Source organism: Microbispora sp. H11081 (assembly GCF_012999535.1).
GTDB lineage: Bacteria > Actinomycetota > Actinomycetes > Streptosporangiales > Streptosporangiaceae > Microbispora.
This window is the reverse complement of the sequence record NZ_JABBWV010000004.1, coordinates 229,900-243,817: the sequence shown is the minus strand read 5'-3', so window position 1 is coordinate 243,817 and position 13,918 is coordinate 229,900. Positions and strand designations below refer to the sequence as shown.

Below are 13,918 nucleotides of genomic sequence, written 5' to 3'. Positions count from 1 at the left end.
ACATGAGCACGACCCTCGACACCACTCCGTCCGACGACCTCGGCGTGCCTGCCGCGCGACGGCGCAGCGCCGAGCTGGAGAGATCGATCCGGGAGCGGCCGGGCCGGTTCCGGGCGCTGACCGGCGACCGCCCGACCGGCCGGCTCCATCTGGGGCACTACTTCGGCACCCTGCACAACCGCGTACGCCTCCAGAACCTGGGCGTGGACATGATGGTGCTCATCGCCGACTACCAGGTCCTGACCGATCGCGACGTCGCCGACCGGCTCACGGACCACGTCGAGGACCTGGTGCTCGACTACCTGGCCGCCGGCATCGACCCGGACCGGGCCACGATCTTCACGCACAGCGCGATCCCCGCGCTCAACCAGTTGCTGCTGCCGTTCCTCAGCCTGGTCTCGGTCGCGGAGCTGGGCCGCAACCCCACTGTCAAGGACGAGATCGCCCACTCGCGTCAGTCGGCGGTCAGCGGGCTGATGTTCACCTATCCGGTCCACCAGGCGGCCGACATCCTGTTCTGCAAGGCCGGCCTGGTCCCGGTCGGGCAGGACCAGCTGCCCCACCTGGAGGTCGCCCGCATCATCGCGCGCCGCTTCAACAACCGGTACGGCGGCACATCGGCCCCCGTGTTCCCCGAGCCCGAGGCCCTGCTGTCGGCGGCCCCGCTGCTGCTCGGCACCGACGGCGCCAAGATGAGCAAGAGCCGGGGCAACGCCGTCGACCTGGCCGCGACCGCCGACGAGACGGCCAGGCTGATCCGCGGCGCGAAGACCGACGCGGACCGCCACATCACGTACGACCCCGTGGCCAGGCCCGAGGTCTCCAGCCTGGTCCTCCTGGCCGCGCTGTGCCTCGACCGCGACCCGCACGAGGTGGCCGGGGAGATCGGCGGCCGGGGCGCCGCCGCGTTGAAGGCCACCGTCACCGAGGCGGTCAACGAGCGCTTCGCGCCCATCAGGGCGCGGCGCGCCGAGCTGGCCGGGGACCGCGCCCACGTCCGCCGGGTGCTCCGCGACGGCAACGAACGCGCGACCGTGATCGCCGACGCCACGCTCGGGGAGGTGCGGGCGGCGATGAACTCCCTCTACTGAAGAGACGAACGGACCCCCGGGCGACGCGTACGCGTCCGGGGGTCCTGGGCACGGTTCAGCTGTCGCCCTCGAAGAGGCTGGTGACGGAGCCGTCGGTGAAGACCTGCTCGATGGCCCGGGCGAGCAGCGGGGCGATCGACAGGACCGTGAGGCTGTCGAACCTCTTCTCCTCCGGGATGGGCAGCGTGTTGGTCACGATCACCTCGGAGATGCGGGAGTTCTTGAGCCGGTCCACGGCCGGGTCGGAGAAGATCGCGTGCGTGGCGGCCACGATGACGTCGGTCGCGCCGTGCTCGTAGAGCGCGTCGGCCGCCTTGCAGATCGAGCCACCCGTGTCGATCATGTCGTCGATCAGCACGCAGGTCCTGCCGCGCACCTTGCCGACCACCTCGTGCACCTTCACCTGGTTGGCCACGTCGAGGTCGCGCCGCTTGTGGATGAACGCCACGGGCGTGCCCAGGGTGTCGGACCAGCGCTCGGCCAGCCGTACGCGGCCGGTGTCGGGAGAGACGATCGTGGTCGTCGCGGGGTCGAGCTTCGCGCGCAGATAGTTGACCAGCACGGGCATGGCGAACAGGTGGTCCACCGGGCCGTCGAAGAAGCCCTGGATCTGCGAGGTGTGCAGGTCGATGGACATCAGCCGGTCGGCGCCCGCCTGCTTGAACAGGTCGGCCATCAGCCTGGCGGTGATCGGCTCGCGGCCGCGGCCCTTCTTGTCCTGGCGGCTGTAGCCGTAGAACGGCATGATCACGGTGACCCGCTTGGCGGAGGCCCGCTTGAGGGCGTCCACCATGATCAGGTGCTCCATGATCCACTCGTTGATCGGCGCGGTGTGGCTCTGCATCACGAAGGCGTCGCAGCCGCGCACCGACTCCAGATACCGCACGTAGATCTCGCCGTTGGCGAAGTCGCGCAGCGCGGTCGGCGTTATCTCGACGCCGAGGGCACTCGCGACCTCCTCGGCCAGCTCGGGGTGGGACCGGCCGGAGAAGAACATCAGGTTCCGCTCGCCGGTCGTCTTCTTGCCGCTCATGCCGCGCTCCTCGCGTGTCGAGCCTGTTCACCGTACCGGGCATGGTGAGGCCGGGCCGGCCGTGGCGCTGTTCCCCCGCGTCCCCCGGGGCTCATGAGCCCTTTCACGCGGTCGATGTGGTCGGTCACGGTGTCCTCCTGGCCTGGCCCTTCGGCGCTACGCGGTCAGACCGCGCCTCGTACATGTGTTTCCCGTCCCCTTACGGCCCGCGGGAGGGCGGGCCGCAGGTGGTCCTAGTCGCCGGCCCTAGTCACCGGCGCGGTCTCCGCCGTCCGCCGCGGTCGCGTCGCGGGCCTCGGCCGCCTGCCTGGCCGCCTCCGCGGACCGGGTGCCGGCGCGGCGGCGCTCCACCCAGCCCTCGATGTTGCGCTGTTTGCCGCGGGCGACCGCCATCGCCCCGGGCGGCACGTCAGACGTGATCACCGAGCCGGCGGCCGTGTAGGCGCCGTCGCCGATGGTGACCGGTGCGATGAGCATGTTGTCGCTGCCCACGCGCACGTGGTCGCCCACGACCGTGTGGTGCTTGGCGACGCCGTCGTAGTTCACGAAGACGCAGGCGGCCCCGATGTTCGAGCCGACTCCGATCGTCGCGTCTCCGACGTACGTCAGGTGCGGGACCTTCGAGCCCTCGCCGATCCGCGCGTTCTTGGTCTCGACGAAGGCGCCGATCTTGCCGGTGGGGCCCAGCACGGTGCCGGGGCGCAGGTAGGCGAAGGGGCCGACGACGGCGCCGGCGCCGATCTCCGCGCCGTCGGCGACGGTGTTGCGCACGACGGCGTCCTCGCCGACGACCGTGTCGGTCAGCGTGCTGCCCGGCCCGATCTCCGCGCCCGCGCCGATCCTGGTGGCGCCCTTCAGCTGGGTGCCGGGGTGGATCACGGCGTCGGGCTCCATCGTGACGCCGGCGTCGACCCAGGTGCCCGCCGGGTCGACGACGGTCACCCCGGCGCGCATGTGCGCCTCCAGGATGCGGTCGTTGAGCACGCGCCGGACGAAGGCGAGCTGCACGCGGTCGTTGACGCCCTCGACCTCGGCGTGGTCCGCCGCCACGTGCGCGCCCACCCGGTGGCCGTCCTCACGGAGGATGGCGAGCACGTCGGTCAGGTACTCCTCGCCCTGGGCGTTGGCGGCGCCGATCCGCCGCAGGCCGTCGGCCAGCAGCGCGCCGTCGAAGGCGTACACGCCCGAGTTCATCTCGGCGATCGCGCGCTGCTCGGGGGTGGCGTCCTTCTCCTCGACGATCTCCAGCACCGCGCCGTCCTCGTCGCGCACGATCCGCCCGTAACCGGTCGGGTCGGGGACGACGGCGGTCAGCACCGTGACGGCGTTGCCGTCGGCGGCGTGCCGTTCGAGCAGGGCCGCCAGGGTCTCGGTGCGCAGCAGCGGGGTGTCGCCGTACGTCACCAGGACGGTGCCGTCGATCGGGCCCTCGGCTTCGAGGGCGGTGCGCACGGCGTGACCCGTGCCGTTCTGCTTCTCCTGGACGACCGTGACGGCGTCCGGCGCGGTCGCCGCGAGGTGGGCGCCGACCTGCTCACGCGCGTGCCCGATGACCACGATCAACTGATCGGGGCCGAGGCCGCGCGCGGCGGTGAGCATGTGGTCCACGAGCGAACGACCACAGACCTCGTGGAGGACCTTGGGGGTTTTCGATCTCATCCGGGTGCCCTCGCCCGCGGCGAGGACGATCACGGCTGCCGGGCGCGGCACACTCACGGACTGAGGCTCCCTCGGCGTCGCGGCTTACACGGGATCGGCTGCGGCTTCCACGCGTCCACTACCCAGGAACCGCACGGTCACCCGCTCGACAAGGTGAGCTTACCTGCAGTGTCCCAAGAGGGAAGCATCCCCCCTGGGTGCGGACAGACAGGATGAACAGGCTCCCGGGGGAGGATTCGAACCTCCGTTGACAGAACCAAAATCTGTAGTCTTGCCCCTAGACGACCCGGGAAGGGCGCAAACGTCCCATTTGCCGGATTCCGGCAACCGCCCGAATCCGCACTCAGGATACAGAGCCCACCGTTCGCTGAGCATCAGTCTTTCCCAGTGATTCCCCCCATGCGGGGCGGCCCTCCAGCGCCATACCTCTCCTACATGGCGACCCTCTCGCACATGGCGGGCCTCGACCGCTTCGGGCACGACCGCCCCACCCGGCCCGCGCCCGCCGTTCCCCGGCGGCGCTCCGCGCCGCACGCGCGCGGACACCTCTTCCTTAGCGGGCCGCCAAACCGGGCGAATGATGGCAGTCCGGACGTTATCGAGAGGACATCGGGGGCAGGTCGCGGTGGACGCCGCGCGCCACCGATCGCGGCCGGAAGCGAGCCGAGGCATTACCAGATGGCCGACCGTTGGTGCAAGGCGTGGATTCACCACCAGATGTGACCCGGAGCGTCACCTTCCACACATTCGCTCTTAGGAATTCCTAACTTACGATGGCGTAGGTTACGGTTGCGTAGCCATCGAAACCTTCCCCGTCTCGCGAGGTAGCCCATGACCGTCCTGACCGAACGTCCCTCACCACAGCCGAAGCCGGAGTTCGAACCGGAAGGCAAGAGCAAAGCCGACCTGGTCGTCTTCGCACTCGTCGTCGGCCTTCCGATCCTCGCGGTGTTCGCCGCGGTGCCGCTGGCCTGGGGATGGGGCCTGGGCTGGACGGACGTCATCATCGCCGCCGTCTTCTACGTCGTGTCCGGCCTTGGCGTCACGGTCGGATACCACCGCTACTTCACGCACGGCTCCTTCAAGGCCAACCGGACGCTGAAGATGGTGCTCGGGATCGCCGGCAGCCTCTCGCTGGAGATGTCGGTGCTGGACTGGGTCGCCGCCCACCGCAAGCACCACAAGTTCTCCGACAAGGAAGGCGACCCGCACTCGCCGTGGCGGTTCGGGCCCGGCTTCAAGTCGATGTGCAAGGGCCTGCTGTACGCGCACGTGGGCTGGCTCTTCGAGGTCGACCGCGTCAACCGCTCCAAGTACGCCCCGGACCTGCTCAAGGACCCGGACATCATGAAGCTGCACCGGTGGTTCCCCTCGCTGGCGATCACCTCGCTGCTGCTCCCGGCGGTCCTCGGCGGTCTGATCACCTGGTCGTGGCAGGGCGCGCTGACCGCGTTCTTCTGGGGCACGCTGATCCGCATCGGGCTCCTGCACCACGTCACCTGGTCGATCAACTCCATCTGCCACGTGTTCGGCGAGGAAGTGTTCGAGTCGCGCGACAAGTCCCGCAACGTCTGGTGGCTGGCCATCCCGTCGTTCGGCGAGTCGTGGCACAACCTGCACCACTCCGACCCCACCTGCGCTCGCCACGGCGCGCTCAAGGGTCAGATCGACCTCAGCGCGGGTGTCATCCGCATGTGCGAGAAGGCCGGATGGGCCTATGACGTTCGCTGGCCGACCCCGGAGCGGCTGGCGGCGAAGCGCATTGCCTGACGACTCAGTCAGCGCTGAAGGCAGGGCCGCTCTCCGGAAGACGGCGGCCCTGACCCTCACACCTGCCTCCCTAACGCCGACGCCCCCCGCGTCGGTGCCTCCACCGGCGGTGCCCTCCGCGGCACCGGCCGGCCCCGGCAGGCGTACGGCCTCCGCCTCCGCGGTGGCCGTACCGGCGCTTGTGGCCACCCCCGCCGGGAGAGCAAAGCCCGCTTCCGTCCCGAACCAGGTCCGGGCCACACCCGCCATGATGGAACCCGTGAGCGACTCCTCCCGATCCCGCAGACGCATGACCGGTGCGGAACGGCGCGAGCAGCTGATCCAGGTCGGCCGGGCCCTGTTCGCGGACAAGGGCTTCGACGGCACCTCGGTCGAGGAGATCGCGGCCAGCGCCAAGGTGTCCAAGCCCGTGGTCTACGAGCACTTCGGCGGGAAGGAAGGCATCTACGCCGTCGTCATCGACCGGGAGATGCAGCGCCTGCTCACCCTGGTCACCCAGGCCCTGTCGGCCTCGCACTCCCGCATCAAGCTGGAGCAGGCCGCGCTCGCGCTTCTCCAGTACATCGAGGAGAGCAGCGAAGGCTTCCGCATCCTGGTCCGCGACTCCCACGCCGCGTCGGGGACCGGCACCTTCGCCAGCCTGCTCAGCGACATCGCCAGCCAGGTCGAGGACGTCCTGGCGGACGAGTTCAAGGAGCGCGGTTACGACCCCAAGCTCGCGCCGATGTACGCCCAGATGCTCGTGGGGATGACCGCGCTCACCGGCCAGTGGTGGCTCGACGTGCGCAAACCACGCCGTGAGGAGGTCGCCGCCCATCTGGTGAACCTGTCCTGGAACGGCCTGAGGGGCATGGATCCCAATCCCGTGCTCACCGCCGCCACCCGCGGCCTGGTGCTGTCTCCCACCCTGGACCCGCGTACGGGCAGGCCCGCCGACTCGAAGGAGCAGGAGAAGCTCCGCCGCGAGCAGGAGAAGGCACGCGAGCGCGAGCAGCGCGAACGCGCCAAGCAGCTCGAACGCCAGCAGCGCGAGCGCGCCAGGGAACACGAGCGGCAGATCAAGGAGCAGGAGAAGCTCCGGCGCGAGCAGGAGAAGGCGCAGGAACGCGAGCAGCGGGAGCGCGCGAAGGAGTTGGAACGCCTCCAGCGTGAGCAGGCCAGGGAACAGGAACGCCTGCAGCGCGAGCAGGCGAAGGGACTCGACCGGCAGCAGCCGGGCGAAAGCTGACCGGCCCGCTCGTACGACTGCGGGACCCGGGGCGCCGGCGGACGGCCTCGCATCGGGGGACGGGGGACGGCGCAGACATGCGGGAGCGGCGCAAGCATGCGAGGGCGGCGCAGGCATGCGGGGGCGGCGCAGGCAAGCGAGATCGGGGGCAGGCGGCGGCCCGCCAAGCAGGGAAAAGGGTGCCCGCGCGGCATACCTGACGCTTTCGTTGCTGCGAAGTTAACGTTCCGTTCAACGTTTTAAGGCATATTTCGTTATATGCCCGCCCAAAGCTCCCCCGCCTCTGAGCCGGAGGAGGCCGACCTCCTCGCGCGGCTGCCCGACGACCGATTTCTCAACCGGGAGGAGAGCTGGCTCCGGTTCAACGAGCGCGTGCTGGAGCTGGCGGAGGACCCCTCGCTGCCGCTGCTCGAACGCGTCCGGTTCCTCGCCATATTCGCGAGCAACCTCGACGAGTTCTTCCGCGTACGGGTGGCCGGGCTCAGACGGCGGATGGCGACCGGCCTGCTGCTGCGGACGTCGGGCGGGCTGAAGCCGAGCGAGGCGCTGTCGCGGATCGCGACGGTCGCCGACGACCTCGCGCGCCGGCACGCGGCGGTCTTCCACGAACTCGTCTGCCCGGAGCTCGCCGAGGAGGGCATCGCGATCGTCCGGTGGGCCGACCTGGCCAGGGACGAGCGGACGGCGCTGCGCAAGCTCTTCCGTGAGCGGATCCGGCCGGTGCTGACGCCGCTGGCCGTCGACCCCGCCCACCCGTTCCCGTACATCTCGGGCCTTTCCCTGAACCTGGCCGTGATGGTGCGGAACCCGGCCAACGGCCACACGGTGTTCGCGCGGGTGAAGGTGCCCTCGCAGCTCCCCCGGTTCGTGACCGCGTCGCCTAACCGCTTCGTCCCGCTGGAGGACGTGATCGCGGCACACCTGGGCGAACTGTTCAAGGGCATGCAGATCGTGCAGCACCACGTCTTCCGGGTCACCAGGAACGAGGACCTCGAGGTCGACGAAGACGTCACGGAGAACCTGATGAAGGCGCTGGAGCGAGAGTTGCTGCGCCGCAGGTTCGGGCCGCCGGTGCGGCTGGAGGTCGAGGACACCATCACCCCGCAGGTGCTGGAACTGCTCGTCGACGAGTTGGGCGTGGCCGCCAACGAGATCTACCGCCTGCCCGGCCCACTCGACCTCACCGGGCTGCACGCCATCGCCGACCTCGACCGTCCCGAGCTCCACTACCGGCCGTTCGTCCCCGCGGAGGCGATCAGCGCCGAGGACGACCTGTTCGCCACCCTGCGCGAACGCGACATCCTCATCCACCATCCGTACGACTCGTTCGCGACGAGCGTGCAGCGGTTCGTGGAGGAGGCGGCGGCCGACCCGGACGTACTCGCGATCAAGCAGACCCTCTACCGCACCAGCGGCGACTCGCCGATCGTGGACGCGCTGATCGACGCCGCCGAGGCCGGCAAGCAGGTCGTGGTCGTGGTGGAGATCAAGGCGAGGTTCGACGAGCACGCGAACATCTCCTGGGCGCGCAAGCTGGAGACGGCCGGGTGTCACGTCGTCTACGGCGTGCTCGGGCTCAAGACGCACTGCAAACTGTCGATGGTGGTCCGTCAGGAGGCCGGCGGCGAACTGCGGCGCTACTGCCACATCGGCACCGGCAACTACAACCCGAAGACGGCCCGGCAGTACGAGGACTTCGGCCTGCTCACCGCCGACCCGCAGGTGGGCGAGGACGTCACGGACCTGTTCATCCACCTGACCGGCTACTCCCACCAGTCCGACTACCGCAGGCTGCTGGTCGCGCCCGACTCGCTGCGGCAGGGCCTGCTCACCCGGATCGAGCAGGAGATCTCCCACCGCAGGGCGGGCCGCGCGGCGCGGATCCGGATCAAGACGAACGCCCTGGTGGACGAGCCCGTCATCGACGCGTTGTACCGGGCGTCCCAGGCCGGGGTGCCGGTCGACCTGTGGGTGCGCGGCATCTGCACGCTCCGCCCCGGCGTACCCGACCTGTCCGAGACGATCCGCGTACGCAGCATTCTCGGCCGGTTCCTGGAACACTCACGGATCTACGAGTTCGGCGACGGGCGGCGCACCGAGCTGTGGATCGGCAGCGCCGACCTGATGCGCCGCAACCTCGACCGCCGCGTCGAGGCGCTGGTCAGGGTCACCGGGCCGGAGCATCGTGAGTATCTGTCCCGCCTGCTCGACATGGCGTTCGAGGAGACCACCACGGCCTGGACGCTGGGCTCCGACGGCGAGTGGCTGCGCCACAAGGGCGAAACCGACCTCCAGCACCACCTGATCGCGACCCGCCGCTGGCGGGCCGTCAACGACGGAGCCGGATGACGGGCGGCCGGATGATGGGCGGCCGGATGATGGGCGGCCGGATGATGGGCGGCGGCATGATCAGGGCGGCGGGCGCCGTCGTCTGGCGGGGGAACGCGGCCGACCCGGAGATCGCCCTGGTCCACCGGCCGGCGTACCGCGACTGGAGCCTGCCCAAGGGAAAGGTCCGGCGCGGTGAGCACGTGATCGCCGCCGCCCTGCGCGAGGTGCGGGAGGAGACCGGCCTGCGGGTCGTGCTCGGCCGCGCGCTCCCTCCCCTGCACTACACCCACCGCGGCCGGATCAAGCGGGTGGACTACTGGCTCGCCCACGCCCCCGGACACCAGGAGGCGACCACTGGTGACGGGCACGAGGTCGACGAGATCGCCTGGCTGCCCGTAGAGGAGGCGCGGCGGCGCCTCACCTACGAAGGGGACCGCGGCCTGCTGCGCGCCCTCGGCGCCGGCCCCCTCGTCACCGCGCCGCTCATCCTGCTGCGGCACGCGCTGGCGGGCTCCCGGCAGGAGTGGAAGGGCGACGACGACCAGCGCCCGCTGGACGAGCACGGCCTGGCCCAGGCCGAGATCCTGGCCACGGTGCTGGGGGCCTACCGGCCGGTCACGCTGGTCAGCTCGCACAGCAGGCGCTGCACGCAGACGCTGCGGCCGTACGCGGAACGGCATGGGCTGGAGGTGCGCAAGGAGAAGGCCCTGTCGGAGAGCGCCTATGACCCGCGCGAGGCTGGGCGGATCGTCCGCGAACTGCTGGCGGAGCCCGAGCCCGCCGTGCTCTGCAGTCACGGCAAGGTCCTGCCTGAGCTGCTGGGGATGGCCTACCGGCCGCCGTACGGCCTGGGCGACCCCACCATCACCAAGGGCGGCTTCGCCGTACTCCACCGAGCCATGACCACCCCCCACCCCCCTCTCCGCGTGATCTTGGAGTTTGTCGCAGAGGTGGCCTCCGAACAGGGGAAATACCTTTCGTGATCTTGCAGTGACGGACGTGGAGTAGGGGCTGACCAGGAACAACGAACTTCGTGATCTTGCACTGTGTCCTCGACTGCAACATCACGAACTCAGTTCCGGCAGGTCCAGGTGGCAATGGGCCAACCACGTGCAAGATCACGGGGGATCTCCGCGCAGGTCATGCGCAACGCGTGCGACTAACTGCAAGATCACGGAGGGTTCCTGCGCAGGTCGTTCGCCATACATGCGACTAACTACAAGATCACGCGGGGTTTTGGGCGGCGAGGAAGAGGCGGCGGAAGGGGAACGGGGTGCCGTACGGCTTGGGCGGATACGCCTCCCGCAGGGCACGTGCGCAGTCGGCGAGGAAGGCGTCGTGCCGCTCGGCCGGCAGCCGGTCGAGCAGGGGCCGCAGGGCCGTGCCCTTGATCCAGCCGAGCACCGGGTCCTCCCCCGGCAGAATGTGCACATAGGTGGTCTCCCACCCGTCCACGACGAGGCCGAGACCGGTCAGCAGGTCCACGTATTCGACGAGCCCCGCGACCGGCGCCCCCTGGGGCACGTCGCCCAGTTCCTCCCGCCAGGTCGTACGGCACAGTTCGCGGACGACGGCATGGCTTGGCGCGTGGAAGTTGCCGGGGATCTGGAAGGCGAGCCAGCCACCCTCGGCCAGGTGATCCCTCCACCTGCGCAGCAGGTCGGGATGCTCCGGGATCCACTGCAGGAGCGCGTTCGAGATGATCACGTCGACCGGCCGCTGCGGGCGCCAGTCTCGGACGTCGGCCGTCTCGAACGTCGGTCCGGGCGGCGCCTTGGCGATCATCTCGGGCGAGGAATCGACGCCGTGCACACGGGCGCCGGGCCAGCGATCGCACAGGGTCGCGGTCAGCTCTCCCGTGCCGCAGCCGAGGTCGACGACATACCGGGGCGATCGGGCGCCCACGCGGGCCACGAGCTCGTGGAAGGGCCGGCCGCGCTCCGCGGCGTAGCGTCCGTAGACCTCCGGATCCCACATGCCCGTACGCCCCTTTCCGCCTGCGTCGACTCACTCGCTATCGCAGGAGATATCTCGATGTCAAGAGAAGCTAGACTCGCCTCATGACCTTCTCGAGGCCCGCCGAAGACGAGGTGGACCGGCTGGTCGCGGCCTGGCAGCAGGAGCGCCCGGACCTGGACGTGACGCCTCTCGAGGTGCTGAGCCGCGTCTCCCGGTTGAGCCGGCACCTGGAGCGCGAGCGCCGTGCGGCCTTCGCCTCCCACGACATGGAGTCGTGGGAGTTCGACGTGCTGACGGCCCTGCGCCGCGCGGGCGAGCCGTACGAACTCAGCCCGGGGGCGCTGCTGCGCGCCACTCTCGTGACCTCGGGCACGATGACGAACCGCATCGACAGGCTGGCCGCCGCCGGGCTGGTGACCCGGCGGCCCGACCCCGAGGACCGGCGCGGCGTGCTCGTGCGGCTGACCGCCGCCGGGATGCATCGCGTGGACGCCGCCTTCGCCGACCTGCTGCGCCGCGAACGCGAGTTGCTCGCCGGTCTCGGACAGCAGGAGCAGCAGACGCTCGCCGGCCTGCTGCGTACGCTCCTGGTCCCCTTCGACTCCTCCAACGGGGTCGCGCACTGAGCCGGCCTCACCCTCGCCGGACCCTTCCGGAAGCGGCAGCCGAGGAATGCCACCCTCAGTACCCATAAATGCCAGCCTTTGACGTCTGTCGCTTTTGATCCGTTCCGCGTGGATTATGCGCTTCGCCACTCTCGCCCTTCACGCGGCACACCTCCCACGCATGTGAGTTTGCTCACACTTTCACGCTGGACCGATTCAGCTCCGCCACAAGAACGCCGGCGCCCGAGGGCGATCTGATCAGCGGAGACAAGGCCCGGTCCACGTACGGCGGAGCCGCCTCGCCTACGCGCCGAGACCCCGCGTACACCCATAGCGAATTGTGAAATTCCTGTTTTCAGTGGCTTTTTCGTTATAACTTTCATCAGTTCCTTCACTGACGCATGGGGCGCAAGTGACGCCCCACGACAGACCAGGGAGATCCATCTTGAAGCGCACTCTCGCTCTCGGCGGCGTCGCGGCCGGCCTCTTGGCCTCCGCAGCCGTCGCATCCCCGGCCCAAGCGGCCGACCAGATCCCCGCCATTAACCTGGCGAAGACCAACTTCGCCGCTCAGCAGGTGGCCGCGTTCTGGTTCGGTGAGGCTCGGGCCAACCTGATCAAGGCGACGCCGTACAACGTCGAAACCAAGCTCCCCACCAAGCACGTCTCGACCGGCGGGACCTCCGCCAGCAGCAAGGCGGGCGTCGTCGGGTCGAGCGGCGACCAGAAGGCCTCCACCGGCACGTCGAAGAACGTCAACCTCCCCCGCACGGTGGGCAAGGTGTTCTTCATCGGCGCCGACAGGAAGCCGCACTGGTGCTCGGCCACCTCGGTCCAGAGTGGGTACAAGAACCTGGTCGCGACCGCCGGTCACTGCGTCTACGACACGGCGAGCAACAAGGCCACCCTCGACAAGTGGGTCTTCATCCCGGGTTACTACCAGGGCAAGACCCCGTGGGGCATCTACGTGGGTAAGACCGCGTACACCCACTACGACTACGACGTCTACGAGGACGGCGACCGCGACTACGCGTTCGTGACGGTCTACAACGGCGTCCAGGTCACGGGGGTCACCTACGACAAGCACGGTCGCGACGACCACCACGGGCGCAAGGACTCGCACGGCCGTGACGACAAGCACGGGCGTGACGACCACCGCGGACGCGGCCACGACGACCGCTCGTACGTCAAGAGCCTGTCCGTGCGTGAGTTCGCTGCTCTGAACAAGGGCAAGAACCTCACCGGCAACGGCCCCTGGGCCAAGAACACGGGCGTCCAGACCCGCGAGATCAGCGAGCGCCAGTACGACAGCCGCTTCGACTCCTACGTGAGCCGCGACGGCAAGACCCTCTACTTCCGCAAGAAGGTCGAGGACGGTCCGGGTCACGGCGGTCCGGGTCACGGCGGTCCCGGTCACAACGGTCCCGCCTCGGCCGACGCGGCCCTGCTCAAGGCCGCCCCCGGTGGCCCGAACGGACCCGGCCCCAACGGACCCGGCCCCAACGGACCCGGCCCGAACGGACCCAAGCACAGCCCGTCCCCCAAGCCGAGCGCGTCGCCGAGCCCGAGCCCGTCGCCGAGCCCCTCGCCGTCGGCCTCCCCGTCCCCGTCTCCGTCGCCGAAGCCGACCCACACGGGCAAGCCGAAGCCGAAGTACAAGTACTACGCCCGTACCTTCTGGGCGAAGTCGGTTCGCTCCGACCACAAGCCGCAGGGCACGCTGAAGATCAGCCTCAAGGACGTGGGGCGTCTCGGCGAGAACGTCGGCGGTCAGGGCCTGGCCTACAACCAGAAGATCGGCACGAACGTCTTCGTGTTCGGTTACCCGAGCGGGTCGCACCCGGACGGCAACTACGCCTTCACCGGCCAGACCCTCAAGTGGGCGTACGGCAAGACCTTCAAGGTGAGCGTCCCCGCCGTCAAGGGCGAGGAGCTCGTGGGGGTCAAGTCCTCGTTCACCGGCGAGGGCTCGATCGGTTCGTCCTGGCTGTACCGCTACAGCAGCGCCAAGCGTCTCGGTTACCTGAACGGTGTGACCATCGGCCTGGGCGACGTGGACGGCAACGACCGCATCGACACCAGCGTCTCCCCGTACTTCGACGGTGAGACCCTGGCCGTCTACCAGTACGCCGCGAAGTTCGCTTCCGGCAAGATCGTCTGAGCACCCCTCTGACGTTCTGACTGGACCAAGGAAAGGGCCCGGATGGCTTGTCCATCCGGGCCCTTTTCGTTGTCCGGAGAC

At 69.4% G+C, this 13,918-nt stretch carries 10 protein-coding genes and 1 tRNA gene; 7 read left to right on the top strand and 4 right to left on the bottom strand.

Annotated features, from left to right (window positions below; all coding sequences use genetic code 11):
* Window positions 1-2: 2 nt before the first annotated feature.
* Window positions 3-1,091, top strand: a complete 1,089-nt coding sequence (trpS, locus tag HHX31_RS13445; RefSeq protein ID WP_169948583.1) for a tryptophan--tRNA ligase — start codon at window positions 3-5, stop codon at window positions 1,089-1,091.
* Window positions 1,092-1,146: 55 nt separating this feature from the next.
* On the opposite strand, the gene HHX31_RS13440 is transcribed toward trpS, so the two are convergent.
* The 3 genes from HHX31_RS13440 to HHX31_RS13430 form a co-directional block, all read right to left on the bottom strand.
* On the bottom strand, window positions 1,147-2,124 hold the full coding sequence (locus HHX31_RS13440) for a ribose-phosphate diphosphokinase (protein ID WP_169948582.1): 978 nt from the start codon (window positions 2,122-2,124) through the stop codon (window positions 1,147-1,149).
* A 246-nt stretch (window positions 2,125-2,370) separates the two neighbouring features.
* On the bottom strand, window positions 2,371-3,840 hold the full coding sequence (glmU, locus tag HHX31_RS13435) for a bifunctional UDP-N-acetylglucosamine diphosphorylase/glucosamine-1-phosphate N-acetyltransferase GlmU (RefSeq protein WP_169948581.1): 1,470 nt from the start codon (window positions 3,838-3,840) through the stop codon (window positions 2,371-2,373).
* A 164-nt stretch (window positions 3,841-4,004) separates the two neighbouring features.
* Window positions 4,005-4,075 (bottom strand) — tRNA-Gln (locus tag HHX31_RS13430).
* 539 nt (window positions 4,076-4,614) lie between these two features.
* Between HHX31_RS13430 and HHX31_RS13425 the strand changes: the two genes are divergently transcribed.
* The 4 genes from HHX31_RS13425 (at window position 4,615) to HHX31_RS13410 (ending at window position 10,095) form a co-directional block, all read left to right on the top strand.
* Window positions 4,615-5,553, top strand: a complete 939-nt coding sequence (locus tag HHX31_RS13425) for a fatty acid desaturase (protein WP_169948580.1) — start codon at window positions 4,615-4,617, stop codon at window positions 5,551-5,553.
* Between the two features lie 250 nt (window positions 5,554-5,803).
* On the top strand, window positions 5,804-6,781 hold the full coding sequence (locus HHX31_RS13420) for a TetR family transcriptional regulator (RefSeq protein ID WP_396710935.1): 978 nt from the start codon (window positions 5,804-5,806) through the stop codon (window positions 6,779-6,781).
* Between the two features lie 258 nt (window positions 6,782-7,039).
* The gene (locus HHX31_RS13415) at window positions 7,040-9,130 is read left to right on the top strand and encodes an RNA degradosome polyphosphate kinase (RefSeq protein ID WP_169948579.1); all 2,091 of its coding nucleotides are present in this window, start codon (window positions 7,040-7,042) and stop codon (window positions 9,128-9,130) included.
* Window positions 9,127-10,095, top strand: a complete 969-nt coding sequence (locus HHX31_RS13410) for an NUDIX hydrolase (RefSeq protein ID WP_249345950.1) — start codon at window positions 9,127-9,129, stop codon at window positions 10,093-10,095. The genes HHX31_RS13415 and HHX31_RS13410 overlap by 4 nt, the downstream gene beginning before the upstream one ends.
* A 241-nt stretch (window positions 10,096-10,336) precedes the next feature.
* Here HHX31_RS13410 and HHX31_RS13405 read toward each other — a convergent pair whose 3' ends face one another.
* Window positions 10,337-11,089 carry a trans-aconitate 2-methyltransferase gene (locus HHX31_RS13405; RefSeq protein ID WP_169948578.1) on the bottom strand — a complete coding sequence of 251 codons (753 nt, stop codon included), beginning with the start codon at window positions 11,087-11,089 and terminating at the stop codon, window positions 10,337-10,339.
* 83 nt (window positions 11,090-11,172) lie between these two features.
* On the opposite strand from HHX31_RS13405, the gene HHX31_RS13400 reads away from it, so the two are divergent.
* Window positions 11,173-11,697: a MarR family winged helix-turn-helix transcriptional regulator gene (locus tag HHX31_RS13400; protein ID WP_169948577.1), complete on the top strand. Its 525-nt coding sequence runs from the start codon at window positions 11,173-11,175 to the stop codon at window positions 11,695-11,697.
* A 424-nt stretch (window positions 11,698-12,121) separates the two neighbouring features.
* Window positions 12,122-13,837 carry a serine protease gene (locus HHX31_RS34300; RefSeq protein WP_249345949.1) on the top strand — a complete coding sequence of 572 codons (1,716 nt, stop codon included), beginning with the start codon at window positions 12,122-12,124 and terminating at the stop codon, window positions 13,835-13,837.
* Window positions 13,838-13,918 lie beyond the last annotated feature (81 nt).

Bases quoted from the DNA above. Each gene is read 5' to 3' on its own strand.
- trpS (WP_169948583.1), top strand. From the start codon at position 3: ATGAGCACGACCCTCGACACCACTCCGTCCGACGACCTCGGCGTGCCT.
- HHX31_RS13440 (WP_169948582.1), bottom strand. From the start codon at position 2,124: ATGAGCGGCAAGAAGACGACCGGCGAGCGGAACCTGATGTTCTTCTCC.
- HHX31_RS13425 (WP_169948580.1), top strand. From the start codon at position 4,615: ATGACCGTCCTGACCGAACGTCCCTCACCACAGCCGAAGCCGGAGTTC.
- HHX31_RS13420 (WP_396710935.1), top strand. From the start codon at position 5,804: ATGGAACCCGTGAGCGACTCCTCCCGATCCCGCAGACGCATGACCGGT.
- HHX31_RS13415 (WP_169948579.1), top strand. From the start codon at position 7,040: ATGCCCGCCCAAAGCTCCCCCGCCTCTGAGCCGGAGGAGGCCGACCTC.
- HHX31_RS13410 (WP_249345950.1), top strand. From the start codon at position 9,127: ATGACGGGCGGCCGGATGATGGGCGGCCGGATGATGGGCGGCCGGATG.
- HHX31_RS13405 (WP_169948578.1), bottom strand. From the start codon at position 11,089: ATGTGGGATCCGGAGGTCTACGGACGCTACGCCGCGGAGCGCGGCCGG.
- HHX31_RS13400 (WP_169948577.1), top strand. From the start codon at position 11,173: ATGACCTTCTCGAGGCCCGCCGAAGACGAGGTGGACCGGCTGGTCGCG.